Below are 23,684 nucleotides of genomic sequence, written 5' to 3' on the forward strand. Positions count from 1 at the left end.
TCCGAGGCCGTCAACTTCACGGTCACGTCCGGAAAAGCCTCTGGCGGCGGCGGTAGTGGCAGTGGCGGCGGTGGTGGCGGATGCAACGCAGGCTACGCCTTCCTGCCCCTGCTGGGGCTCCTTCCGCTGGCCTTGAGGATGAAAAAACGATAATCGATAGCGGATCGAACGTAGCTTGAGAAAGGGGGCCGATATCGGCCCCCTTATCACTGTGGTGGAAGCCTCCACTCAAGGACTGCTCCACCCCCTGATCCGTTCTGCGCCTCGCGCACCGTGGGTTTGTTTCAACGTCACAGGCTGCTGCGGTCCACCTGCACGTGATTCAGCTCTGGAATGTGGATGATGCGGTCCGCGACGCGCTCCGCCAGAGCGCGGTTGTGCGTTATCGCCACCACGGCCATGCCATGCCGCTCCGCGTAATGCAGCACGAAGCGCCAAATGTGCGCCTGGCTCAAGGCGTCCAGCATCGTCGTCATCTCGTCGGCGATCAAGACGCGCGTTTCGCTCCGCATGACGCGCGCCACGCAGAAGCGCTGCAGCTCGCCGCCCGACAGCTCGATGGGCCAGCGATCGTACCACAGGGGCCGGATGCCCATCTCGCGCAGGACGCCTTCGTCCAGCGCTCCGGCCTCGAACAGGGACTGCCGCATCTTCCAACGCGGGTTGAGCGCCCGCTCCGGGTGCTGATAGATCAACTGAACGGGGCAGTAGCCGCGCCTGGGCAGCGGGGCGCCGTTCCACAGCACCGTGCCCTCCGCGGGGTGTTCGTACCCGGCCATGAGCTTTGCCAACGTGCTCTTGCCGTAGCCGCTGGGGCCAAGGATGGCGATGCGCTCCCCATCGGCGACCTTAAGGCTCACGTCCTTCAGGACCCACGGTCCGCCCCCGTAACGAAACCCGACGTTCTTGACCTCAAGCATCGCTGCACCTGCACCTCATCGTTTCTCCGTCCACGTCCCACGTCGCTTCGCTTGCCCCGCACGCGGGGCAGCGCTCCAGGGAGAACCCGTTCTGGGGCAGAGCCCGAAACAGGGCGCGGCTGTAAGGGTGCTTCAAGCCGGCGCCGTCCCCGCTGAAGGCCGCCGCCGCGGCGGTTTCCACGACGCGGCCCTCGTGGAAAATCGCGACCTTATCCGCCACGCCAAGCGCCAAATCGATGTCGTGCGTGATGAGGAGGATGCCCTTCCCCTGGTCCGCCATGACGCGAAAGTCCTTCAGCGCCTCGATGGCCAGCTCCAGGTCCAGTCCAGGCGTCGGCTCGTCCGCAATCAGAAGCTCCGGGTCGGCGACGAACGCCGTGGACAGGAGGACGCGCCGGGCCATTCCGCCCGAAAGCTGAAAGGGATAGGAATCCGCCGTCTCGCGCTTCAGGTTGAAGTGACGAAAGGCCGCCCGTTGCCTCTCCCGAGCGCTTTCCCCCGCCGTGCCGCACACCTGGTCTCCCACGCGCATCAGCGGATCGAGGTAGGCAACGGACTGCGGGATGAACGCGATCTCCCGTCCGCGCAGGCGGGCCTTCATCCCGTCCGTCATGACCGCGCCGCGGTAGAACATCTCGCCTCCAACGCGCGCGTTGCCGGGCAGGATCCCCAGCACCGCGTGAGCCAGCAGGCTCTTGCCGGAGCCGCTCGACCCAACGACGGCCAGGATCTCTCCACGCTCCAACGACACGCTCAGGTCGGTGATGGCGCAGTAGTCCACCCTCTCAAGGCGCGTGTCGTAGCTCTCGAAGCTCACGGACAGGTGGCACACTCTCAGGAGGCTGTCTTTCAATTCGCCCATCTCCAGTCCCCCTACTCCCTCGCAGCGTGCGGGTCGACGAACACCCGCAGGCTGTCGCCCACGACGTCGAAAAGCTGTACGACGAGGAGCAGCGCCAGGCCGGGGAAGAACGCCAGCCACCACATGCCGGCCGCCAGGTGTCGCATGGACTCCGCGAGGATGACGCCCATGGCCGGCGTGTCGAGCGGCAGGCCGTAGCCCAGAAACGTGATGCCGGCCTCGTGAAGGATCGCGTGCGGAAACAGCAGGATCAGGCCGACAGCGTACTGCGGAAACACGTGAGGGACGATGTGCCGCAGAGCGATGTGGAGCGGCCCCTTCCCCATCTTTCGGGCGACCTGCACGTACTGTGCGGAACGGATCTGGAGGATTTCCGCGCGGATGAGGCGCGTCAGGTTCGGCCAGTGCGTGACGGCGACCCCTGTGATGACGCCCGCGGCGCCCCCTCCGGCGGCGATGGAGATGAGGATGAGCAGGATCAGGTGCGGCACGCCCATGCATAGGTCAACGCAGTAGCTGACGACGGAGTCCGCCCAGCCGCCGAAGACGGCGGACAGGCTCCCCAGGACCAGCGCGATGACCGAGCTGATGACCGCAGCCATCAGGCCGATGCGGATGCTGAGCGACAGGCCCGCGACGACGCGAAAGAACATGTCGCGCCCCAGGCTGTCGGTCCCGAAGGGATGGTCGGCACAGGGGGCGACGTACCGCGCCGAGTAGTTGGGGCCATAGTCGCCGGGGCCAAGGAGCGATCCCCAGACGAATATCCCCGCGAGGAGCAGAGCTCCTAAACCGATCATACAGAGCGTCCTGCGGCGGCGATTCAGCCACGGGCCGCGCACCGCCTTGACGGCTGCTTCAGCCATGGGCTTTCTCCCCCTCCCGAATGTGCGGGTCGATCAACCCGTAGAGGACGTTCGCGGACAGGTTCCCCGCGAAGACGAAGAGCACGCTGAAGAGGGCGATGCCCATCAGGAGCGGCGCGTCCGCGTGCAGTCCGGCCTCGACGGCGGTGCTGCCCAGGCCGGGGTAGGAGAACACCTTCTCCGCCAACACGGAGCCGCCGAATATCTCGCTGACCGAGGCGAACTGCAGCGTGACCGCCGGCAGGGCGATGTTGCGCAGGCCGTGGCGCCGGATGATCTGCCACAGCGCCTCGCCGCGGGCGCGGGCGAAGAGGACGTATTCGCTGTCCAGCACGTCGATCAGCTTCTGTCGGGTGTGCAGCGCGATGTTCGCCACGCCGGTGATGGACAGCGTCAACGCAGGAAGGATGAGGTGGTGCAGCCGCTCGGCCCACGTCGTCTCCGCGGCCACGCGGCCGATGGGGATGGAGAGCCCCAGGGGGAACCACTGCAGCTGCACGGCGAACACGATCAGGATCAAGAGTCCGAGCCAAAACGCCGGGGTCGAGGCCAGAAGCAGGCTGAAGGTCTTGATCACCCTGTCCGGCCAACCGCCCCGCCACGCGCCGGCGACGATCCCCAAAATCAGGCCCAGGACGCCGGACAGCGCCCAGGCCGTGCCCATCAGAAGCAGCGAGGCCTTGAAACGCTCCGCCAGCACCTGCGACACCGGCTTGTGATGCGTTATGGACTGTCCGAGGTCGCCCCGCAGGGCCGCCGCCGCCCACTTGATGTAGCGCTCCAGGGGCGGTCGATTCAGGTCCCACTGCTCCTCGATATGGGCCCGCTGCTCCTCGGAAACGTTGACCTCGCCGAGGAAGGCATCGACTGCCTTCATGGGCGACGCCGTGACTAGAAAAAAGCTGAGCGCGGAACAGGACACGAGCAGAAGCAACAGCCGCCCGATCGAGCCGGCGACGTACCTTGCGAATCCCTTACTCACAAACCCCTCTCCTTCCCCCTGGAATCACTCGCTCCAGCTCCACTCGTTCAGATTCTCCAACCCTGCCCCGCCCTGGTTTCTGGATTTGACCCTTCCAAGCGGCGGTATCGTCAGCCTGTCGCGGACGAGGTAGTTGTCCTGGGGACAGGCAACGTACAGGAACGGCACGTCTGCGTCCGCCAGCTCTTCAGCCTGCTGCCACAGCCTGTCGCTCTCCTCCTGGTTCGTGGCGCGCAGCGCGCTGTCGATCAATGCGTCGACCTCCGGATTGGAGTACGAGGGCGGATTGCCGATCACACCTTTGTTGATCTGCGAAGAATGGTAAAACAGGTAGAAGTCCGAGGGACTGGGGTAGCCGAACGCCCAGCACGTCGGCGTGGCGCGGGCGTGGCGCGCTTCAACCCACGGCGCGGATTGGGGGATGATGTGGATTCCAAGCGCTTTGGCGCTCTCCGCGACCGCCACGACCACGTTATAACGAGGCATGTCGTTGCTGCGACCCTTGATCGTGAACTCCGCTTTCAGGCCGTTCTTCTCCCTGATGCCGTCGCCGTCCGAATCCACCCAGCCGGCGTCCTCAAGCATCTTCTTCGCCTCCTCCAGGCGCCCGTCCTCGAACGTCCGCTTCGAGGCCCAGGGCAGCCAGCCCCCACCGATGGTGAAGGACGGCTTCCCCATTCCGCTCAACGCCTGATCGACCAGAAGCTGACGGCTGATGCCGACGTTCAGCGCGCGGCGGATGGCCGGGTCGCAGGTCACGTTGTTGCCCACCTTCTCGTCCCCTGAGCCAACCCCTTCGGGGATGACAGGCAGGTTGATCGCCAGCGAGGTGAAGGTGTCGAGCGTCAGGAGCTTCATGCCCGGCACCTCCTGTTTTGTGGCCGCGAACTCCGCCGGGATGAAGACGAAGTCCAGTTGTCCCGACTTCGCTGCGGCGAGCGCGGCGTCGTCGTCCACCTTGAGGATCGTCACCCGTTTGAAGGGGGATTTCTTGCCGTAATAGTGTGGATTGGGCTCCAAAATCATCTGCTGTCCGATCTGGAAGTCCACGATACGCCAGGCGCCTGAGCCCAGCGGCATGTCACCGTAGCCCTCCTTATAAGCGTGCTTCGGAACGATGCCGACGTAACTCAGGAGGTGCGGAAAGAACGACCATGGACGGGAGAGCGTGAACTCCACCGTTCGGTCGTCGAGCGCCCGAACGCTCTCCAACATCGAGAGGTCGGCGACCGATGCGGCGGCTTTCGTGCTCTCAAACGTGAAGACGATGTCCTCCGCCGTCAGGGGGTGACCGTCGGTGAACTTCGCGTCCTCGCGAATTTCATACGTGTACCTCAGCCCGTCTTCGCTGACCTTCTCATCCGTTGCCAGGTCCTTTTCCAGCAGGTTGTCCTTGCCGGGCTTCAGCAGGTGGCAGTGAAAGATGTCGGGTCCCCAGACACCATACCCGCGAACGGGGTCGATCTTTCCCGCCATGGCATTATCGCCGCCCGACAGGACGATCTCGTCCTTCGCCAGGGCCGTGCCGCAGAGGAGCGCCATTGCCAGGAAAAGCACCGCAAAAACCGTTTTCTTCATGTTTGCCTCCTAAAATTCCAAAAATAGTGCAAAACTCCTGCGGGCGGCAAGCCCGCATCTTTTGCGCGTCGCAGAGATAAAAACGCGCCGGCCCTCTGCGCTTCTGCAAGCGAGAAGGTCGGCGCGTCCGTTTTCACGCACCAAGACGTCCGCCCTGGGCAGGGGGCCAACGTCCTCCAGAGGAAATGCGTAAGTCTCCTGACTTGCGATTCAGGGGGAGAGCCCCCAGCGCCCGATGCCTGCCTTCCCACGGCCTGATGCCGCAGTGACTGACGTTCGTCATGGCGTCCCGAAGAGACGCTTCAGCATGGGCTCACGCTTACAGTGCCGGCCGCGCGGGGACTCTCACCCCATTCCATCTACACCGTCCCCCCCGTACCGCGTGTTGAATTTGGGAGGACGATGACGCATTTCCCTATACAAACAGCCTGTTGATACAAGACGTCATTCTAATGGAACGCCCTCAAAAAAGCAACAAGGCCGCTGGTCGCCCGTCATCGCTCAGGGGACGCGTCGCCCCGCTTTTTGTACGGCGTCCGACTGAAGTGGGGGCGGCTGCGTTGTCGCGAAGAAAATCTCTTGTCAAAGCGAGATTGTGTGGTAAAATAAAAAGCTAAGTGAAAATCGGGGAGGAGGATGAGATGCCGGAGAAGGCGAACAAGACGGTGGCGCAGAATCGCAAGGCAAGGCATGATTATTTTATCGTTGACGCTTTCGAGTGCGGGATCGTCCTGACGGGAACGGAGATCAAGAGCGTTCGCGCCGGGAACCTGAACCTCAAGGATTCCTACGCCTCCCTGGATGCGGGAGAGCTCTGGCTGGTGGGGATGCACATCTCCCCTTACGAGAAGGGGACGTACTACAATCACGAGCCGGAGCGGCGGCGTAAGCTGCTCCTCCACCGCCACGAACTGTTGCGGTTGAAGGGCAGAGTCCGCGAGAAGGGCTTGACGCTGGTCCCTCTCTCCGTCTATATTAAGGAGGGGCGGCGAGCCAAGGTGGAACTGGCCTTGGCGCGAGGCAGGACGGCGCACGACAAGCGGGACGCCATTGCGGATCGGGACGCGAAGCGGGACATGGCGCGTGCCGTGAGGCACAACGGACGGTACGATTGAGAGGACGGCTCTTCCCGTCATGCCGGCGGCTCGCCGTTCGTGTTGTCGGGAAGTTTATGATAAAGCCGGTTTTATTGGGGGCGACAGGTTTCGACGGCGCGTGGAGTGCCTGACAGAGCAGGTCGAGTTACGTCCGTAATCCTCGTTAAACATTCGGGCAGACGAATAAACGTCGATAACGATTACGCATTGGCGGCTTAGGCCTGCCACGTTGAAGGATGAGCTCGTCTGTTGGCTCGCCGGAGACGTCATTTTAGACAGATGCTTCGCTCACAGTCGGATCTTGCTGGGGTGAAAAAGACCAGAGGTCTTGGAAGAAGGAAGGCCGTTTTCTGCCTCACCTTTGACGACAATTAAAAGAAAACTAAGCCTGTAGCGCTGTCACGCTGGCCCACGTCGGACGGGGGTTCAATTCCCCCCGCCTCCACCAGAAGGAATCCTCGGCTCAATGCTTGGCATGTCGAGGTTAATTTTAAAGAAGGGCCTTTCCCAACAGAAGGAAAGGCCCTTTTGGCAACAGAAGAGCGGAGAGCGAGAGGAGCTGGGAAAGATGAACGTAGCTCACATGGAAAACGTAAAGGTCCGGAAAAACCTGTACCGCCGCATCCACGCGCTTTCGGAGGAAAACCTGCAATCCCTTGTCCATTACCTGAATGAGCTCGAAAGTGGAGAGGCCCATGAGCCCAATGAAGAGACCGTTGCAGCTATGCAAGACGTTCTCGAGGGACGCAACCTCAGCAGAACCTATGACAACGTCGATGAAATGATGAAGGATCTGCTGGGTTCGAATGCTTAAGCTCCGATTTTCGTCAAGAATACAAAAAGACCTGAGATTGCTGTTAAAACGAGGCTATGACTTATCCGCCTTTGATCGTGTCGTCAGGTTGCTGGCACAGAACACCGCTCTCCCCGAGTTTTTGCGGGATCATCCTTTAAAAGGCGATTGGTCAGGTTTCAGGGAATGTCATATAACATCCGACTGGCTCCTGATTTATCAGGTTGAACGGGATACGTTGACCTTGGTTTTGGTGCGTACCGGCACGCATTCCGATCTGTTCAATAAATAGCCTGTACGATCGGCCCGTCGGCTACCAGACACCCAACGGGTTCATCGGTATTCTGTACCATCTACCTCCGCTAGTCTCTTCAGGGGCATCAGAAGCGAAAATTCCCCGAGTTTCAAAAGGGATTTGGAGAATAGAAAAACCCCCTCAGCGAGGGGGTTTTTACTTACCTCCACTTTTGTTTTTCATGATATCCCGTATCAGTCCACGATGAAACCATATGAAAGGAGATTTTCTTCACACGGTCAGGAGGTGGGCAACGTGGTGTAGTGGTCCTCAAGTCAGGGACCAAAAAGCTGAGGAGGATTGAGGGTGCGGGGGGCAATGGAGCCCCCCGTTCGTCATCCTCTCAGTCGCCGCGAGGTGAGGTCACGATGTGGCGTCGGGGGAAAGGGCGCACCAGCGCTCGAATTCTGCGTCGGTGGCCAGTACGCGGTGCGCGCCGCTGGCGTCATGGAGCGTGCCCTGCGCGTACTCAATTCCCGCAGCTCTGCGGTCGTAGTCCATGGCGCGACGCTTCTTCTCCTTGACGGGGTTCGGCAGAGGGATCGCCGACAGGAGCGAGCGCGTGTAGGGGTGGATGGGGCGATCGAATATCTCCGCCGGAGTCCCCGTTTCCAGGAGGCGCCCCTGATGCATCACCCCGATCCGGTTCGAGATGTACTTCACCATGGACAGGTCGTGTGCGATAAAGAGGTAGGAAACGCCGGTTCGTTGCTGCACTTCCTTCAGCAGGTTCACCACCTGGGCCTGGATCGATACGTCGAGGGCTGTGATGGGCTCGTCGGCGATGATGAGGGAGGGCTCCATCACCAACGCGCGGGCGATGCCGATGCGCTGGCGTTGGCCGCCCGAAAATTGGTGGGGATAGCGATTGGCGTGCTCAGCGGACAATCCCACCGTTTCCAGGGCACCGTACACCTTCTCCCGACGTTCCTTTGAACTGCCGTAGAGGTGGTGGATGTCCAGCCCCTCGGCCACGATGTCGATGACCTTTTTGCGTGGGTTCAGACACGCCATGGGGTCCTGAAAGATCATCTGTACCTGCGTGCGCAGGTGTCTGAGCGCTGCCGCGGAGAGGCGCCCCGAGATGTCCGTTCCATCCATGACGATGCGCCCTGAGGTCGGCGCGTAGAGGCGGATGATCGTCCTCCCGATGGTGGACTTGCCCGATCCCGACTCGCCCACCAGGCCGAAGGTTTCTCCCCGGTCGATGTGGAAGCTCACGCCGTCCACCGCCCGCACGACGAAATTCCGCGACACTTTGAAATGCTGCCGCAGGTCTTCTACCTCTAGGAGCGCGCTCATGCCCTCACCTCCGCCTCGTTTCCCCGCTGCATGGCCTCGATGCGGCGGCGCAGTTCCTCTGGCATCTCCACCCTGGGGGCCCGCGGGTCCAGGAGCCATGTTGCGGCGCTGTGGGTGGAGCTGACCCGGAATACCGGCGGCTCCTCCAGGAAGTCCATGCCGAGGGCGTAGGGGTTGCGCGGGGCAAAGGCGTCGCCTCGAACGGGGTGGAGCAGGTTGGGAGGGGAGCCGGGGATGGCGAACAGCTTCCGGTCCCGGCTATCGGGGTCCGGAATGGAGGAGAGCAGGCCCCAGGTGTAGGGGTGGCGCGGGTCGTAGAAGATGTCGTTCACGGTCCCGCTCTCAACGATCTTTCCGGCGTACATCACGTTGACGCAGTCCGCGATCTTGGCGACGACGCCCAGGTCGTGGGTGATGTAGATCACGGATAGGCCCCGCTCGCGCTGGACGTCCTGGATCATCTCCAGGATCTTCGCCTGGATCGTGACGTCCAGGGCCGTCGTCGGCTCGTCGCAGATGAGGACGTCCGGGCTGCAGGAGAGGGCGATGGCGATGACGACCCTCTGTCTCATCCCGCCGGAGAGCTGGTGCGGGTAGCTCTTCATGTAGGCCTCCGCCTCCGTGATCCCCACCCGGCGCAGCAGCGCCGTCGCCCTTTCCTCCGCCTCGCGCCGCGGCGTGCCGAAGTGGTGGCGCATCCCCTCCGTGAGCTGCGCTCCGATGGACATCGTCGGGTCGAGCGACGTCATGGGGTCCTGAAAGACCATGGCGATCCGCTTTCCCGCCAGCTCTCGGCGGATTTCGGACTGGGACATGTCCATGATGTGCCAGACGCCCCCGTCGGGAGGCGCGAAGTCGATCGTCCCGCTCTCCAGCTTGCCGTTGCTGCTCAGGATGCCCATGACGGCCTTCATAGTGACCGACTTCCCCGAACCGGACTCCCCGACGATGGCCAGCGTTTCCCCGCGGCGCAGGTCGAGGTCCACGCCGCGGATCGCGTTCACACGCCCCGCCGTCGTGCGGAAGCTGATGTGCAGGCCGCGGATGCGGAGCATCGAAGGGCGTTCTCGATTCTCCATGATCACACCTCCTGCATCCTCGGGTCGAAGGCGTCGCGCAGGCCGTCGGCCAGCAGGTTGAAGCTCAACATCAGGAGCGCCAGCACCATGGCCGGGAACACCAGCATGTAGGGGTGCATCAGAAAGGACTTGTAGCCGTCGTTGATCAAGGAGCCCAGCGATGCCATGGGCGCGGGGACCCCAAGCCCCACGAAGGACAGAAACGCCTCGGAGAAGATGGCGTTGGGGATGGAGAACATGGACATGGTGACGAGCTGTCCGAAGATGTTGGGCAGGACGTCCTGAAAGATGATGGTGAAGTGCCCCGCCCCCAGCGTGCGGGACGCGAGGACGAACTCCTGCTCCCGGAGCTTGAGCATCTGCGCCCGCGCGACGCGGCTCATGCCGACCCATCCCGTGATGAGCAGGGCCAGGATGATGGAGTTCAGGCCGGGCGGCATGACGAGCATCAGGAGCGTCACGATGATGAGCGTGGGGATGCCGTTGACGACCTCGAGGACGCGCTGCATGATCATGTCCGTCGCTCCGCCGAAGTAACCGGAGGTGAGCCCGTAGCTCATGCCGATCAGCATGTCGATGAGCACCGCGACGAAGGCGATGTAGAGGGAGATGCGCGTCCCCATCCAGGTTCGCGTCCACTGATCGCGGCCGAAGGTGTCCGTTCCGAACCAGTAGTAGACGTCGTCCAGCCCTTTTTGTCGGTATCGGTTGACGCGCCTCTCGCCTCCGTCGAAGATACCCAGCCTCTCGATGACGGGGATGCGTGGAGCCAGGTTCTGGTGGAGGATGTTGACGTCGTCGTAGGCGTGTTCGTTCATGCCGGGGCCGAACGCGGCGAGGACGACGATGACCAGGATCGTCACGGCCCCGAAGACCGCGCCGCGGTTCCTGGCGAAGCGGGACAGGACGTCCCTCCAGAACGGCTGGCTGGCGCAGTCCTTGTCGGTGTGGGCGGCGTCGGTGACGTCGATGCGCTCAAACTCGTGTCCTGGTTCGATGATGGGTTCAGTCATGGCGCTTCCCTCCCGCAAGCCGGATCCTGGGGTCGATGACGCCGTAGAGCAGGTCCACCGCCAGCATCAGCCCGATGTACAGCACGCAGTAGACGAAGGTCAGGCTGATGACGACGTTGTAGTCGTTGGACTGTATCGCCGTCACCAGCAGACTGCCGACGCCCGGAATGGAGAATATCTTCTCCACCACCATGCTGCCCGTCATGAGGTTGACGACGAGGGGCGCGAGCACCGTGATGATGGGGATGAGGACGTTTCGCAGGGCGTGGACGAAGTTCGTGCGGAACGGCGAGAGCCCCTTGCTCCGGGCGAAGAGCATGTATTCGCTCCCCAACGCCTCCAGCATCTCCGAGCGGGCGAAGCGGGCTATCTGAGCCAGGGTGAACATGCTGAGGGCCAACGTGGGCAGGATGGTGGAGGCGACGGGGCGGTTGACCTTGTACAGGATGGGGAACCAACCCGCCTTGAAGCCAAGGTAGTAGAGCAGGACGAAGGCGAACACGAAAGAGGGGACGCTTACGCCCAGCACGGAGATGACGGTGCTGAACGTGTCCGCGATGGAGTTGTGGCGCAGCGCGGCCAGCACCCCCAGCAGCAGGCCAAGGACGGCCCCCACGCACACGGCCTGAAGGCCGATGCGGATGGAGATGGGCAGGCGCGCCCGGATCATCTCGGTCACCGGGACGTTCTTCTGAATGTTGTAGGAAACGCCCAAGTCGCCGGTCATCATCCGCCCGACGTATCGGGCGAAGCGAATCAGCACCGGGCCGTCCAACCCGTACTTTTCCTTGAGGACCGCCACCTGTTCCGGACTCAGCTTTTCGTCGTTGAAGGGCGAGCCCGGCATCAGCTCCAGCATGAGAAAGAGCGCCAGCACGATGGCGAAGAGCGTGGCCGCTGCGGTCAACACCCGTTTGACAATGTATGTTTTCATGATCGCACCCCTCGGAATGAGGAAGGCCGGCGGGCGGCGTCCGACGGCCTTCCTCTCTTTCGGTAGTGGAGGCCTTATTGCCTTATGGATTGACGGCCTTCGTCGCGTGCTTGAAGAGGTTGCCGATGCTGGCGTGCTCCTCGATGCCCGTGAGGTAGGCCTTCTGCAACAGGGCGCTGTTCTTCTGGTACACGGGGAGGATCGCCGCCTCCTTCAGGAGCTCGGCCTCGATGTCCTTCAGGAGCTGCCAGCGCGCCGCCGGGTCGAGGGCGGTCTTGCTCGAACTGGCCTCCTTGATCATCTCGTCGTAGCGCGCGTTGGTCCAGCCGATCTTCGTCTTGTTGCTCACGAACTGGTCCAGATAGGTCATCGGGTCCGCATAATCGGGGCCCCAGCGGGTGAGGGACAGCTCGTACTCCCGGTCCCGCTCCCTCTGCAGGCGCGCCTTCTTGGCCATGCTCTCGAGGTTGATCGTAAGGCCGGGCAGGTTCTTCTGGAGCGCGTCCTGAAGGTACGTCGCCACGCCGATGGCGGACTCCGTGTCCTCGACGAGGAGCGACAGCGCCACGCTCTCGAAGCCCAGGGCCTTCTTCGCGGCGTTCCAGTGCTCCAGAGCCTTGTCCTTGTCGTAGTGCAGGTAGGTCGGCGTTCCGTCGCGGAAGTCCTTGCCGTCCGGGCCGGTGGCGAGCATGGAGGGGACGAAGTAGTTGGCCGGATGGGAGCCGTCCTTCAGCACGCCGCTGCACAGCTCCTGCTTGTCGAAGCCCATGGCCAGGGCCAGGCGGAAGTCCGGGTTGGCGAGGAACTTGTTCTTGTGGTTGCACAGCACGTACCACAAAAAGCTGCCGTCGATGATGCGGCATTCGGGGTCGTCCTTGAACTGCTCCACCAGCTCGCCGGTGAGCGCGATCTTGTCGACGTCTCCGTTCTGGTAGGCCAGGAGGGCGCTCTGCGCGTCCTTGATCACCACGAAGGAAACGCCGTCCACCTTGACCTCGTCCTTAGCGTAGTAGTAGGGGTTGCGCTCCACGGTGGAGAGGGAGCCGCCCTGATCCCAGTAGGTCAGCTGGAACGCGCCGTTGGCGAGGACGTTATCCACGCCCTGCCCGTAGCGGTCGCCCTGGGCCTTGAAGAAGGCCTCGTTGGCCGGGTAGAAGGGGGGGAACAGGAGCAGCGAGAGGAAAAAGGGCACGGGGTGGTCCAGCTCGACCGCGAGGGTCCGGTCGTCCAGGGCCTTCACGCCGAGCGTTTCCGGGTCCGCTCCCTTATAGGCGATGGCCTCGGCGTTCTTGATGCCCGACGTGTCCGCCATGAGGAACTGCGTTTCGCTTCCCGTCTTGGGGTCCGCGAGGCGCCGCCACGCAAAGACGAAGTCCTGTGCCCTGACGGGCTCGCCGTTGGACCACTTCGCGTCCTCCCGGATGTGGAAGGTGTAGGAGAGGCCGTCGGGGCTCACGTCCCAGGACTCCGCAATGGCGGGGATGACGTTGCTGTCCTTGTCGAACTGCGTCAGGCCCTCCATAGTGTTCTCGATGATCGTGTAGGACGTTCCGTCCGAAACGATCTGAGCGTCCATCGTCGTGAGCTCCGTTTCAACGCCGTAGTTGACGATCACCTTTTCCGCCGCGAGCGCCGCAGGACGCAAGGCCCAGGACAACGCCAGCGCAAGCAACGCTGCAAACCATCGTTTCAACTTGAATCTCCCCTTCATAAATCATGATCCTATGCACAACCACGGTAAGACAAGGGGCCGCCCGTTTCGCGGCCCTCCTCGCGCCCGCAGTCAACGAGCGTTTGAGCCCGATTAAAACCCCCTGCGGGTGGATTTCATTATAGCACACGCTTATAGCGCTGCCTGTAAATCGCGTTAAACGCAAACAGAGTTCGAACTTGGACAGTCCGCTGCGAGCCGTCCGTTTTTTGTGCGCGACGAAGGTTGTGTTAAGCTAGGGGCACCCTGTCTTGGGCCGGCAGTTTGGAGCGAACGGAGGAACGCGGACTTGGAGAAACTTGCGGTGGCGGTCATCAACCATAAGGGGGGCGTGGGGAAGACCACGCTGTCCCTCATCCTGACCCAGATGGCGCTCATGAAGCGGCACAGGGTTCTCGCCGTGGACCTGGACCCCCAGCGCAACTTCACGGACGCCCTCTCCTTCATCCGGGGCTACTTCAAGGAGAGCCTGCGAGTGAAGGGGGCCCTTGCCCCAGAGGACGCCGAGGCCCCGGAGGATTGGATCGTCCTGGACTGCCCGCCGTCGATGGGGGCGATCTCCAAGGTCGCGCTGAACTTTGCCGACATCGCGCTGGTCCCCGTTCGGCCGGACCTCTTCTCGCTCTCCAACCTGGGCGTGCTCTACTCCGTCGCGCGGGAGTGCGGCAAGGACAGGAGCCAGCTGCCGCTGGTCAAGGTGGGGTACGACGCCACGCGCCTCGCTCAGATGGCGGAGGAGGTCATCGCCGGCGAGGGGTATCCTGCGGCGGCCAGCCTGCCCATCAACCGCCTGATTCCCTACAACATTGCGTCCGGCCGCATCTGGTCCACCGGCCTGAGCGCGGAGGCCCGCGCGCCCTACGAACGAATGTTCGCGCGCCTCGTGATCGCCTATCAGCGTATGCTGGAGGGGGACTTCAGCACGGCCTGGCAGTAGGCACCAGGGGCGCATTGAGCCCGTTTTGCGCGTTCCCTCGCCTGCGGTGACAGGGTTCTTTTGTGAAGTGATATAATTGGGAAAGCATTTTTTTAAAAAACCTAGTATTCCTTGCAAGGTGAGGCTGATAGCTGATGCTGCGCTATATCCTACGTAGGCTCCTGATGATGATCCCCGTGCTGGTTGGCGTCACGTTCATCGTCTTTTTTATCCTGGCCCTGACGCCGGGGGACCCGGCCGCCATCATCCTGGGCGACGGCGCGACGCCGGAGCTCTTGCAGCGGACGCGGGAGGAGCTCGGCCTCGATCGGCCCATCGTCGTGCGCTACCTGATCTACATGAAGGACGCCCTGCACGGGGACCTGGGGGTTTCCTACCGCAACCGAATCGACGTTATGGCCATGGTGCTGGAGCGCTTCCCCGCGACCTGCGTCCTGGCCCTGGCCGGAATTTTTGTGGCGCTCCTCATCGGAATCCCCACCGGTATCATCTCGGCGAAGCACCAGTACACCCTGCTCGACTACACGACGACCGTCCTGTCGCTCATCGGGGTCGCCATGCCCAACTTCTGGTTCGGGCTCCTGGTGGTCCTCATCTTCTCGCTGGGGCTTGGCTGGCTGCCCTCGCAGGGGATGGGCGAAGGGTTCGTGCCCCTCATGAAGAGCCTCATCCTCCCCGCCCTGACGCTCGGCACGGGCTGCGCGGCGACGATCGTCCGGATGACGCGCTCCAGTATGCTCGAGGTGATCCGACAGGACTACATCAGCACCGCGCGCTCCAAGGGCATTTCGGAGAGCGCCGTCACCATGCGGCACATGATGCGCAACGCGCTCATCCCCATCGTCACGGCGGTGGGGCTTCAGTTCGGGCACCTCCTGGGCGGCGCCATGCTGACGGAGACCATCTTCTCCTGGCCGGGGCTGGGGAGGCTCATGGTGGACTCCATCAAGTCCAAGGACATGCCGCTGGTGCTGGGGTCCGTCATCTTCCTGGCCGTCATGTTCTCCGTCGTCAACCTGGTGGTCGACATCATCTACGCCTTCGTAGACCCCCGGATCAAATCTCAGTATCAGAAGGCGTGAGGTGCCCCATGAACGATCGGATTTCGCAGGACAACGCGCAGCGCGAGCAGAGGTCCCTCTGGGAGGAGGCGTGGCGCCGGTTCCGTAAGAATCGTCTGGCCATCCTTTCTCTGGCCTTCCTGCTCCTGTTGGCCGCCGTCGCGGCGGTGACCATACTCTGGGATTTTGCCGACGGCCGGGCGTTCTACAACGCGCACGTCATCAAGCAGAACCTTCGCCTGAGGCTGAAGGGCCCCAGCGCGGAGCACATCTTCGGCCTGGACGAGTTCGGGCGCGACATGTTCCTCAGGATGCTCTGGGGAATACGCTATTCCCTCTTCATGGGGATGGCGGGCATCGCCTTTTCGACGCTCCTGGGAGGGCTCATCGGTGCCGTCGCAGGGTACTACAAGAGGCTGGACAACGTCCTGATGCGCGCCATGGACATCCTCCTGGCGATCCCTTCCATGCTCCTGGCGACGGCCATCGTGGCGGCTCTGGGGCCGGGACTGGTCAACGTCCTGATCGCCATCAGCATCGCCTACGTCCCGACGTTTGCCCGCACGCTCCGCGCCTCCGTGCTCACGATCAAGGAGCAGGAGTTCATCGAGGCGGCTCGATCCGTCGGCGCGGACAACCCGCGCATCATCATGCGCTACATCGTCCCCAACTCGCTTGCCCCCCTGATCGTTCAGTCCACCCTGGGGGTCGCCGGCGCCATCCTCTCCATCGCGGGCCTGAGCTTCCTGGGCCTGGGCATCCAGCCGCCGACCCCGGAGTGGGGCTCCATGCTCTCCAACGCCCGAACGTACATCCGCGATGCGTGGCACATCACCATGATCCCCGGCGCGGGGATCATGCTCACCATCCTGGCGCTCAACCTCGTGGGCGACGGCCTGCGCGACGCGCTGGACCCGAAGTTGAAGAGCTGAGGCGGCCGACATGGAAAAGCTGATCGAGATCAAGGACCTTGCCATCCACTACGAGACCGACGACGGCGTCGTCAAGGCGCTGAACTCCGTCTCGCTGAGCCTCGTCAAGGGGCGGACGCTGGGCGTGGTCGGGGAGACGGGCGCAGGGAAGACGACGCTGGGCAAGGGCATCCTTCGCCTCATTCCCTCTCCGCCCGGACGAATCGTATCGGGTTCGGTGCTGTTTGAGGGACAGGACCTGCTGAAGCTGTCGGAGGCGGAGATGCGCAAGATTCGTGGGCGCAGCATCTCCATGATCTTTCAGGACCCCATGACGAGCCTCAACCCCGTCATGACCGTCGGGGATCAGATCATGGAGGTCATCCAGGCGCACAAGAATCTCCATCGCCAGGAGGCCTGGCAGGAGGCCTGCCGCATCCTGGAGATGGTGGGGATTCCCGGACAGAGGGGCAGGGAGTATCCCCATCAGTTCTCCGGCGGGATGCGGCAGCGGGTTGGCATCGCCATCGCCCTGGCCTGCGCGCCCACGCTCCTCATCGCGGACGAGCCCACGACGGCACTGGACGTCACCATTCAGGCTCAGGTGCTGGAGATGATCCGGGACCTCAAGAAGGCGTTGGGCACCTCCGTCATCCTCATCACCCACGACCTGGGCGTCGTCGCCCACAACTGCGACTACGTGGCGATCATCTACGCGGGGACGCTGATGGAGTACGGGGCCCTGCGCGAGATCTTCAAATCCCCCCAGCACCCCTACACGATCGGGCTCTTTGGCTCCATCCCAAGCCTTGAGAGGAAGGCGGACCGCCTGCGCCCCATCCCCGGCCTGATGCCGGATCCGACGAACCTGCCTCCGGGGTGTCCCTTCGCGGAGCGGTGTCCCCATAGCGCGGAGGTCTGCAGCAGGGAAGTCCCCGCGCTCGTACAGCTTGGCGGCGAACACGCGGTGCGCTGCGTCCTGGCCAGAGGGAGGGTGTCGCATGACCGATGAAATCCTGAGGGTGGAGCGCCTGAAGAAGTACTTCAGCACGAAGGGCGGGACGCTTCACGCGGTGGACGACGTGTCCTTCAGCATCCGCCGGCGCAGGACGCTGGGGGTGGTGGGGGAGTCGGGCTGCGGAAAATCGACGCTGGGCCGCAGCATCCTGCGGCTTCAGGAGCCGACGTCGGGCACGGTGCAGTTCAACGGAGAGGACATCCTGGGGTTCGGCGCGGCGCGGCTCAAGGCGCTCCGGCGCGAGATGCAGATCGTCTTTCAGGACCCCTTCGCCTCCCTGAACCCGCGAATGACCGTCTTTGAGACGATCACGGAACCCCTGTTGATCCAGGGCGTCTACGCCAGCCGAAAGCAGCCGGAGCTCCGGCAGAAGGTGCGCGAGATCATGGCCCTCGTCGGGCTGTCCGAGCGCCTGATCAACGCCTACCCCCACGAGCTGGACGGCGGGCGACGGCAGCGGATCGGGATCGCCCGTGCCCTGGCCCTCAGTCCGCAGTTCATCGTCTGCGACGAGCCGGTGTCGGCCCTCGACGTTTCGATCCAGGCGCAGATCCTGAACCTGATGCAGGACCTGCAGCGCGACCTGGGCCTGACCTACATGTTCATCACGCACGACCTCTCCGTCGTCAAGCACCTGTCCGACGAGATCGCCGTGATGTACCTGGGACAGGTCGTGGAGCTGGCGTCCGCCGACGAGGTCTTCGCCAACCCGCTGCACCCCTACACGAGGGCGCTGCTCTCGGCGATCCCGACGCCGGACCCGGACTTTGTGACGGAGCGCATCATCCTGCGGGGCGAGATCTCCTCGCCGATCGACCCGAAGCCGGGCTGTCGCTTCGCCGGGCGGTGCGTCGATGCCACACCGGCCTGCTCGGAGGCGGACGTGCCGCTGCGTGAGGTCGCCCCGGGCCACCTCTGCGCCTGCACGCTGTGCTGAGGCGGGCGTCACTCGACATAATCCGGGAGGCCCCGGTTATGGTGTTTAAATTCTTTTACAGGAGGTCTGTTTTATGAAGCGGTTCCATTCGGTATTGCTCATCGCGGCGCTCGTCCTCTCGCTCTTCCAGCCGGTAGCGCTGTCGGCGGCGGAGAACAAGGACACGTTGACCTGGGCTCAGGGAGCTGACGTCACGTCTCTGGATCCCCACATCGGCAAGGAGACCCCTGCCGTCATGGCGACGAACCAGATCTTCGACACGCTGTTCACGACGGACGACGAGGGGAAGATCGTGGGGCAGATCGCGGAGTCGTGGAAGTACCTCAGCGACACGGAGCTCGAGGTCCACGTCCGCAGCGGGATCAAGTTTCACGACGGCTCTCCCCTCTCGGCCTCGGACGTGAAGTTCTCCCTGGATCGGGCGATCGCCTCCACCGCAGTTTCCTACATCGTGAACTTCATCAAGGAGGTCCGCGTCGTGGACGATCACACCGTCGTCATCGAGACGGCCAAGCCCTATGCGGCTGCGCTGCGGAACCTGGCACACCCCTCCTCGGCCATCGTTCCGGAGGCCTACGTGAAGGCCGACGAGGCGCGTTTCCGTCTGAATCCCATCGGGTCGGGGCCCTACAAGTTCGTGAGCTGGAAGCAGGGGGACTCCCTGAAGCTGGAGGCCTTCGACGAGTACTACGCGGGCGCCCCCAAGACGAAGAACCTCGTGATGAAGGTCGTCCCGGAGGCCGCGCAGCGCACCATCGCTCTCGAGACGGGCGAGGTGGACATCGCAAACGACATCCAGGCCAACGACCAGCAGAAGGTCCGCGACAACCCCGACCTGACATTGAACGAGAAGGCGGGCCTGAACTGCTGGTACCTTTCGTTCAACATGAAGAAGAAGCCCTTTGACAACAAGCTGGTGCGCCAGGCGATCCGGCACGCCATCGACGTGAACACGATCATCGACTCCATCATGTACGGCGGAGGCGAGCCGGCCGGTGACCTCATCGCACCGGGCGTGTTCGGCTACGCCGGCGACAAGCCCTATACGTACGACGTCGAGCTGGCCAGGAAGCTGCTGGCTGAGGCGGGATACCCGGACGGCTTCTCCTGCAAGCTGTGGGTGAACGACAATCAGACCCGCATCGAGGTCTGTCAGGCCATTCAGGCCATGCTGCTGGAGGTCGGCATCAAGTGCGAGGTGGAGGTCATGGAGTTCGGCAGCTTCATCGAGCGCACCTCCAAGGGCGAGCACGACATGGCATACTTCGGCTGGACCACCTCGACGGCGGACGCCGATTATACCTACTATTCCCTGGTGTACTCCACGCAGACCGGCGCGCCGGGGAACCGCAGCTTCATCCAGGACCCCAAGGTCGATGAGCTGGTGGACCTGGGCCGCGGCAACACGGACGAGACGATCCGCCGCAAGGCCTACGCCGACCTGGAGCAGATCCTGCAGGACCTCTCCAACAACGCACCTCTGGTCTACAGCACGCTGAACTCCGGAACGTCCAAGAAGGTCCACGGCTTCGTCCTGGACCCCGCGGGATATCATAAGCTGGAGAACGTCACGGTCGAGAAATAGGGCTTTGCCCGGACGCCTCCAGGAGGCGGGGCTGTCGTTCCGGTCGGCAGCCCCGCTTTTCGTTGCGGATTTTCTGGGCCGATGCAGGGGCGTGACCGAGGCTACGGGCTGAAGGGTCGAGTGTTGGAGGGGCATTGGACGGAGGGCAGGGCGTCGTTGACCGCTTTGGGATCATAGACGCTTCTTCATTAAGGCTTAGAGTGGCAGATAGGCGGTTTGATATGACATGCTGAACGATCGCACCGCGGACCTGGCTTCCCTCCTGGACCGCGACGAACTCTACCAGGATTTCCTGCGGATCGCCTCCTTCGTGAGGCGCTCGGACGGCGAGGGGGAGGAGGCTGCCAGGCAGTACATCCAATCCCGGCTTGCAGGGGCTGGCGTCTCCTGCTCTCGAAGCGCGGAGAAGGGCCTTCTGGCCTTTGGGGGGCCGGGCGTTGTGACGCTTGTCGATGGGGCGTCCGGGAGGAGCTTCCCGGCCAGGGCGTGGAACTTCTCCGCGCCGGCGGACGGCGTGCGCGGCGTCGGCCACAGGATGGGCGCGGAGGACTTCCCCGTCTCGCCCCTGGACTACCTTTCCTCCCGCGTCCCGCACGGTGCAAAACAGGACCTTGCGGGGCGCATCGTGCTGTCGCGCTCCTTCTCTCCGGAGGCCGTGCTCTCCGCCCAGGACCGCGGGGCGGCGGGCTTCGTCATCTGCTGGCCCACGGAGGATGAGCGGGAAATCCACCAGAGCGGCGTCGCGATGATGTGGGGGACCCCCCTTCCGGAGGAGACGGGGTGGCTGCCGGGCATCCCCGTGTTGGCCGTGAACGGGGCGGACGGCCGTGAGCTGATGGGGCGGGACGGCGCGGAGCTCTCCTTGTCCTGCTCCAGCGAGGTCCGGGTTTCGGACGTCGTACGCCTTGAGGCGCGCCTCCCCTCTACGGAGGGGCAGCCGTACTTCCTGCTGGTGGGAGCTCACCTGGACAGCAAGCACTACGGGGCTACGGACAACGCCACCGGTGCCGCGCTTGCCCTGGCGCTGGCTCTGGCGGCGGCCCGCATGGAGAGGCGGCGCTTCGGCCTGCGGGTCTCTTGGTGGTCCGGACACGAGTTCGGCAAGTACGCGGGGTCCTCCAACTACGCCCGGGAGCACTTTGAGGAGGTTCTGAAGCACTGCCTCTGCTACACGAACATCGACATGCCGGGCATGAGGGGCGCGTCGGACTTCAGTTGCGTCACCGCTGGACCGGACCTGTTCGCCCTGGCGGCCGATGCGGTGTACGGCGTCACGGGACAGCGGGGAGGCCCGGTGGGGCGCGTGCGCTCCTGGGATCAGTCCTTTCAGAACATCGGCGTGTCCCCCTTCTTCATCTGGACCTCCGCGCTGCCCCAGGGCGACCCCAACAGGACGGGCGGCACCTCCATGCCCTGGTGGTGGCACACCGAGGCGGATACGGTGGACTTCTGCGATCGCCGAGTGCTGGAGACGGACGCCGGGATCTATGCGTCGGGCCTGTCCGGCCTGATGAAAGCGGGAGAGGGCGTGCCCCTCGACGTCGGGGCGCTGTGCGGCGCCCTGCGAGAGCGGCTTAAGGAGCTGCGGGAGGCCCTGCGCCCATGGCTGGACCTGAGGGCTCTGTGTGCGGCGCTCGACGGGTTTCAGGACACATGGAGGGAACGCGGCGGCGCGGACCTCGCAGCGGCACTGAGCGCCGTCAGGCTGCTGAACCAGATGTACTACGCTGCCCGCGGGCCTCACCTTCAGGACTGGAGCGGAGGGGCGGACTTCGTCCCCGGACTTTCGGAGGCGGCTCGCCTCCTGCTGCGCGGCACGGGGTCGGACCGTGCCCAGGCCGTCATCCTCAACTATGCGGCGTCGCAGCTGAATCGCCTCCTCCTGTTGGCCGATGCCCTGAACGCTTTGCCCCTCCGTGGGGAAGGCCCCGTGCGGGCTACGGAATCGTTGTGAATTTGTTTTGCTTTGAAAGGCAGGCGCGAGAGATATGGGAATGTGGGATAACGCATTTGAAACAAGGTGGTCCTGTGTTTTTCTGGCGGCGTACGTCGTCGTGATGCTGCCGGTCAAGTGTTTCTACTCCACGGAGTACGTTCCGTCGTGGAAGGGGCTGCCGCTCTTCATGGTGGGCTGGTTCTGGCTCACGGTGGCCGTCATGGTCCTGATCCTTCTGTTCTACTGGCAGGCGATGGGGCGTGAGGAGTATCGGGCGTTTGGGACGGAGGACTAGTTCCCTTTAAAGCTTAAGGAGGATTTTGCAAATGGACGTCAGCACAATGTTGGTGCCTGCCACGGGGACGTTCTTTCTCGTCCTGGGCGGCTACTTCCTGATCATGGCCCTGATCGGCTTCTATTCGGCGCGTGAGACGAAATCGCTGAAGGAGTTCTTCGTCATGGGCGGCAAGGCCGGCGCGATCGTCAGCGGCATCGCCTACTTCGCGACGCAATACAGCATGAGCACGTTTATGGGGGTGCCTGCTGCATGCTACCGGCAGGGGTATCCCGGATTGACGGTTTCCGTCCCCGGTCTGGTGTTCAGCATGATCATCCCCGCGCTGGTCGTGGGCAGGAAACTGATCAAGCTGGGGCACGAGCAGGGGTTCATGACGATGGCGGACTACCTGGGCGACCGCTACGAGTCCAACCTGCTCCGCGGCCTTCAGGCGGTCCTGATGGTGTTCTTCATGGTCCCGATGATGGGGGCGCAGATCATCGGCGCGGGCATCATCTTCAACACATTCACGGGCTATCCGGAGTGGATCGGCGTCGTCGCGACGGGGCTCATCGTCATCGTCTACTGCATGAGCGGCGGCATCCGTGGAGCCATGCTGACGGACGTCATCCAGGGGCTTCTGATGGTCGTCACGGCGGTCGTGACGTTCTTCGTGGCTCTCGACATGGGCGGCGGCCTCGAGGCCATCAACGCAAAGCTGTTTGAGCTGAACCCCGCCTACATGGCCCATCCCGGCGCTACGGGCGCCTACCCCTGGCCCGCCCTCGTCTCGATGGTGGTCATGTGGAGCTTCTTCAACATCGGAAGTCCGACGCTGGCGACGAAGTTCTTTACGATGAAGAACTACAAGGTCATGTTTAAGGCGGTCATCCTGGGGACGCTTGGCATGTGGGTGTCCGCTACGCTCATCGAGTGGGTCGGCGTCCTGGGCATCGTCTCGGTCCCCGGCCTCGAGGGGAAGCAGATGGACTTCATCGTGCCTCTGATCCTTCAGAAGGGTGTATCCCCTGTCTTAGCGTCCCTGATGATCGCGGGGATCATGGCGGCGGGCATGTCCACGATCGACAGCCTGCTGGTCGTGTCCTCGGGCGGCATCTCGAGGGACATCTATCAGAACCTGATGAACCGGAACGCCTCGGACGCGGAGATTTTGAGGCTCTCCCGCGTCGTGACCTGCGTGTTCGGGGTCATCGCCATCCTGTTCGGGATTTGGCGTCCCAGCGCCATCTTCGACATCATCCTCTTCTCCTTTGGCGGCCTGACGATCTGGGCGACGCCCGTCCTCCTGGGGCTTTACTGGAAGCGCGCGACGAGCGCGGGGGCCGTCACGGGCATCCTGACCGGCGTGCTGCTCTACATCCCGCTCTCGGCCTCGCCCCAGATCCTGGAGAAGATCGGGTTGGGCAGCCTGGTGGAGATATCCTCGACCTTGAAAGGCTACACCTTCGGCTTCAACGCCCTGATCCCCACGTGGGTCGTAGCGATGGTCGTCACGGTGCTCGTCAGCCTTGTGACGAAGCCGGTTTCCGAAGCGACGCTGAAGCGTCATTTCGGCTGAGGAAACGAATT

22 protein-coding genes, 1 other RNA gene and 1 riboswitch are annotated in these 23,684 nt (G+C 63.3%); of the genes, 13 read left to right on the plus strand and 10 right to left on the minus strand.

The window, feature by feature from the left end; genetic code table 11:
• Positions 1-290: 290 nt before the first annotated feature.
• From Q0629_RS05205 to Q0629_RS05225, 5 genes are read right to left on the minus strand one after another with little or no spacing between them, the layout of a single operon-like run.
• On the minus strand, positions 291-920 hold the full coding sequence (locus Q0629_RS05205; RefSeq protein WP_298779815.1) for an ATP-binding cassette domain-containing protein: 630 nt from the start codon (positions 918-920) through the stop codon (positions 291-293).
• Positions 913-1,782: an ABC transporter ATP-binding protein gene (locus Q0629_RS05210; protein WP_298779816.1), complete on the minus strand. Its 870-nt coding sequence runs from the start codon at positions 1,780-1,782 to the stop codon at positions 913-915. The genes Q0629_RS05205 and Q0629_RS05210 overlap by 8 nt, the downstream gene beginning before the upstream one ends.
• 11 nt (positions 1,783-1,793) lie before the next feature.
• On the minus strand, positions 1,794-2,648 hold the full coding sequence (locus tag Q0629_RS05215) for an ABC transporter permease (protein ID WP_298779817.1): 855 nt from the start codon (positions 2,646-2,648) through the stop codon (positions 1,794-1,796).
• The gene (locus Q0629_RS05220; RefSeq protein ID WP_298779818.1) at positions 2,641-3,630 is read right to left on the minus strand and encodes an ABC transporter permease; all 990 of its coding nucleotides are present in this window, start codon (positions 3,628-3,630) and stop codon (positions 2,641-2,643) included. Before Q0629_RS05220 ends, Q0629_RS05215 begins: the two co-directional genes overlap by 8 nt.
• Positions 3,631-3,654: 24 nt before the next feature.
• Complete coding sequence (locus Q0629_RS05225; protein ID WP_298779819.1) at positions 3,655-5,208, minus strand: ABC transporter substrate-binding protein; 1,554 nt, start codon at positions 5,206-5,208, stop codon at positions 3,655-3,657.
• 170 nt (positions 5,209-5,378) lie between these two features.
• A riboswitch (cobalamin riboswitch) is annotated at positions 5,379-5,607 on the minus strand.
• A gap of 242 nt (positions 5,608-5,849) precedes the next feature.
• On the opposite strand from Q0629_RS05225, the gene smpB reads away from it, so the two are divergent.
• The 4 genes from smpB to Q0629_RS05245 all read left to right on the plus strand — a co-directional run bounded on the left by smpB (position 5,850) and on the right by Q0629_RS05245 (position 7,390).
• A complete protein-coding gene (gene smpB, locus Q0629_RS05230; protein ID WP_298779821.1) occupies positions 5,850-6,323 on the plus strand; it encodes an SsrA-binding protein SmpB in 474 nt (157 codons plus the stop codon).
• Between the two features lie 76 nt (positions 6,324-6,399).
• Positions 6,400-6,753: a transfer-messenger RNA gene (gene ssrA, locus Q0629_RS05235) on the plus strand.
• An 18-nt stretch (positions 6,754-6,771) separates the two neighbouring features.
• Positions 6,772-7,119 (plus strand): hypothetical protein, encoded by a 348-nt coding sequence (locus Q0629_RS05240; RefSeq protein ID WP_298779823.1) that lies wholly within the window; start codon positions 6,772-6,774, stop codon positions 7,117-7,119.
• Positions 7,112-7,390: a type II toxin-antitoxin system YafQ family toxin gene (locus Q0629_RS05245; protein WP_298779825.1), complete on the plus strand. Its 279-nt coding sequence runs from the start codon at positions 7,112-7,114 to the stop codon at positions 7,388-7,390. Before Q0629_RS05240 ends, Q0629_RS05245 begins: the two co-directional genes overlap by 8 nt.
• Positions 7,391-7,756: 366 nt before the next feature.
• On the opposite strand, the gene Q0629_RS05250 is transcribed toward Q0629_RS05245, so the two are convergent.
• The 5 genes from Q0629_RS05250 to Q0629_RS05270 all read right to left on the minus strand — a co-directional run bounded on the left by Q0629_RS05250 (position 7,757) and on the right by Q0629_RS05270 (position 13,414).
• The gene (locus Q0629_RS05250; RefSeq protein ID WP_298779826.1) at positions 7,757-8,695 is read right to left on the minus strand and encodes an ABC transporter ATP-binding protein; all 939 of its coding nucleotides are present in this window, start codon (positions 8,693-8,695) and stop codon (positions 7,757-7,759) included.
• Positions 8,692-9,774 carry an ABC transporter ATP-binding protein gene (locus Q0629_RS05255; protein ID WP_298779828.1) on the minus strand — a complete coding sequence of 361 codons (1,083 nt, stop codon included), beginning with the start codon at positions 9,772-9,774 and terminating at the stop codon, positions 8,692-8,694. The genes Q0629_RS05250 and Q0629_RS05255 overlap by 4 nt, the downstream gene beginning before the upstream one ends.
• A 2-nt stretch (positions 9,775-9,776) precedes the next feature.
• Positions 9,777-10,787 carry an oligopeptide ABC transporter permease gene (gene opp3C, locus Q0629_RS05260; protein WP_298779830.1) on the minus strand — a complete coding sequence of 337 codons (1,011 nt, stop codon included), beginning with the start codon at positions 10,785-10,787 and terminating at the stop codon, positions 9,777-9,779.
• Positions 10,780-11,721, minus strand: a complete 942-nt coding sequence (locus Q0629_RS05265; protein ID WP_298779832.1) for an ABC transporter permease — start codon at positions 11,719-11,721, stop codon at positions 10,780-10,782. Before Q0629_RS05265 ends, opp3C begins: the two co-directional genes overlap by 8 nt.
• 82 nt (positions 11,722-11,803) lie before the next feature.
• Complete coding sequence (locus Q0629_RS05270; protein ID WP_298779834.1) at positions 11,804-13,414, minus strand: peptide ABC transporter substrate-binding protein; 1,611 nt, start codon at positions 13,412-13,414, stop codon at positions 11,804-11,806.
• A 307-nt stretch (positions 13,415-13,721) separates the two neighbouring features.
• Between Q0629_RS05270 and Q0629_RS05275 the strand changes: the two genes are divergently transcribed.
• From Q0629_RS05275 to Q0629_RS05315, 9 genes are all read left to right on the plus strand, one after another.
• On the plus strand, positions 13,722-14,369 hold the full coding sequence (locus Q0629_RS05275; protein ID WP_298779836.1) for a ParA family protein: 648 nt from the start codon (positions 13,722-13,724) through the stop codon (positions 14,367-14,369).
• A gap of 134 nt (positions 14,370-14,503) precedes the next feature.
• A complete protein-coding gene (locus Q0629_RS05280; RefSeq protein WP_298779838.1) occupies positions 14,504-15,451 on the plus strand; it encodes an ABC transporter permease in 948 nt (315 codons plus the stop codon).
• Between the two features lie 8 nt (positions 15,452-15,459).
• Positions 15,460-16,362, plus strand: coding sequence for an ABC transporter permease (locus Q0629_RS05285; protein WP_298779841.1), 903 nt, complete (start codon positions 15,460-15,462; stop codon positions 16,360-16,362).
• Between the two features lie 10 nt (positions 16,363-16,372).
• Entirely contained in the window at positions 16,373-17,353 is a 981-nt protein-coding gene (locus Q0629_RS05290; protein WP_298779843.1) for an ABC transporter ATP-binding protein, read from the plus strand.
• A complete protein-coding gene (locus Q0629_RS05295; protein WP_298779845.1) occupies positions 17,343-18,296 on the plus strand; it encodes an oligopeptide/dipeptide ABC transporter ATP-binding protein in 954 nt (317 codons plus the stop codon). The genes Q0629_RS05290 and Q0629_RS05295 overlap by 11 nt, the downstream gene beginning before the upstream one ends.
• A gap of 73 nt (positions 18,297-18,369) precedes the next feature.
• On the plus strand, positions 18,370-19,881 hold the full coding sequence (locus tag Q0629_RS05300; RefSeq protein ID WP_298779847.1) for an ABC transporter substrate-binding protein: 1,512 nt from the start codon (positions 18,370-18,372) through the stop codon (positions 19,879-19,881).
• 226 nt (positions 19,882-20,107) lie between these two features.
• On the plus strand, positions 20,108-21,835 hold the full coding sequence (locus tag Q0629_RS05305; protein ID WP_298779850.1) for a M28 family metallopeptidase: 1,728 nt from the start codon (positions 20,108-20,110) through the stop codon (positions 21,833-21,835).
• 40 nt (positions 21,836-21,875) lie between these two features.
• The gene (locus tag Q0629_RS05310; RefSeq protein WP_015556120.1) at positions 21,876-22,112 is read left to right on the plus strand and encodes a hypothetical protein; all 237 of its coding nucleotides are present in this window, start codon (positions 21,876-21,878) and stop codon (positions 22,110-22,112) included.
• 31 nt (positions 22,113-22,143) lie between these two features.
• Entirely contained in the window at positions 22,144-23,673 is a 1,530-nt protein-coding gene (locus Q0629_RS05315; protein WP_298779857.1) for a sodium:solute symporter family protein, read from the plus strand.
• Positions 23,674-23,684: the final 11 nt, after the last annotated feature.

Source organism: uncultured Fretibacterium sp. (assembly GCF_938030725.1).
In the GTDB taxonomy this organism is placed as follows: Bacteria; Synergistota; Synergistia; order Synergistales; family Aminobacteriaceae; genus Fretibacterium.

Excerpts from the sequence above, each read along its gene's own strand:
- Q0629_RS05305 (WP_298779850.1), top strand. The coding sequence starts at position 20,108 with ATGCTGAACGATCGCACCGCGGACCTGGCTTCCCTCCTGGACCGCGAC.
- Q0629_RS05285 (WP_298779841.1), top strand. The coding sequence starts at position 15,460 with ATGAACGATCGGATTTCGCAGGACAACGCGCAGCGCGAGCAGAGGTCC.
- Q0629_RS05310 (WP_015556120.1), top strand. The coding sequence starts at position 21,876 with ATGTGGGATAACGCATTTGAAACAAGGTGGTCCTGTGTTTTTCTGGCG.
- Q0629_RS05210 (WP_298779816.1), bottom strand. The coding sequence starts at position 1,782 with ATGGGCGAATTGAAAGACAGCCTCCTGAGAGTGTGCCACCTGTCCGTG.
- Q0629_RS05245 (WP_298779825.1), top strand. The coding sequence starts at position 7,112 with ATGCTTAAGCTCCGATTTTCGTCAAGAATACAAAAAGACCTGAGATTG.
- Q0629_RS05240 (WP_298779823.1), top strand. The coding sequence starts at position 6,772 with ATGCTTGGCATGTCGAGGTTAATTTTAAAGAAGGGCCTTTCCCAACAG.
- opp3C (WP_298779830.1), bottom strand. The coding sequence starts at position 10,787 with ATGACTGAACCCATCATCGAACCAGGACACGAGTTTGAGCGCATCGAC.
- Q0629_RS05225 (WP_298779819.1), bottom strand. The coding sequence starts at position 5,208 with ATGAAGAAAACGGTTTTTGCGGTGCTTTTCCTGGCAATGGCGCTCCTC.
- smpB (WP_298779821.1), top strand. The coding sequence starts at position 5,850 with ATGCCGGAGAAGGCGAACAAGACGGTGGCGCAGAATCGCAAGGCAAGG.
- Q0629_RS05215 (WP_298779817.1), bottom strand. The coding sequence starts at position 2,648 with ATGGCTGAAGCAGCCGTCAAGGCGGTGCGCGGCCCGTGGCTGAATCGC.
- Q0629_RS05250 (WP_298779826.1), bottom strand. The coding sequence starts at position 8,695 with ATGAGCGCGCTCCTAGAGGTAGAAGACCTGCGGCAGCATTTCAAAGTG.
- Q0629_RS05300 (WP_298779847.1), top strand. The coding sequence starts at position 18,370 with ATGAAGCGGTTCCATTCGGTATTGCTCATCGCGGCGCTCGTCCTCTCG.
- Q0629_RS05290 (WP_298779843.1), top strand. The coding sequence starts at position 16,373 with ATGGAAAAGCTGATCGAGATCAAGGACCTTGCCATCCACTACGAGACC.
- Q0629_RS05255 (WP_298779828.1), bottom strand. The coding sequence starts at position 9,774 with ATGGAGAATCGAGAACGCCCTTCGATGCTCCGCATCCGCGGCCTGCAC.
- Q0629_RS05205 (WP_298779815.1), bottom strand. The coding sequence starts at position 920 with ATGCTTGAGGTCAAGAACGTCGGGTTTCGTTACGGGGGCGGACCGTGG.
- Q0629_RS05295 (WP_298779845.1), top strand. The coding sequence starts at position 17,343 with ATGACCGATGAAATCCTGAGGGTGGAGCGCCTGAAGAAGTACTTCAGC.
- Q0629_RS05265 (WP_298779832.1), bottom strand. The coding sequence starts at position 11,721 with ATGAAAACATACATTGTCAAACGGGTGTTGACCGCAGCGGCCACGCTC.
- Q0629_RS05280 (WP_298779838.1), top strand. The coding sequence starts at position 14,504 with ATGCTGCGCTATATCCTACGTAGGCTCCTGATGATGATCCCCGTGCTG.
- Q0629_RS05315 (WP_298779857.1), top strand. The coding sequence starts at position 22,144 with ATGGACGTCAGCACAATGTTGGTGCCTGCCACGGGGACGTTCTTTCTC.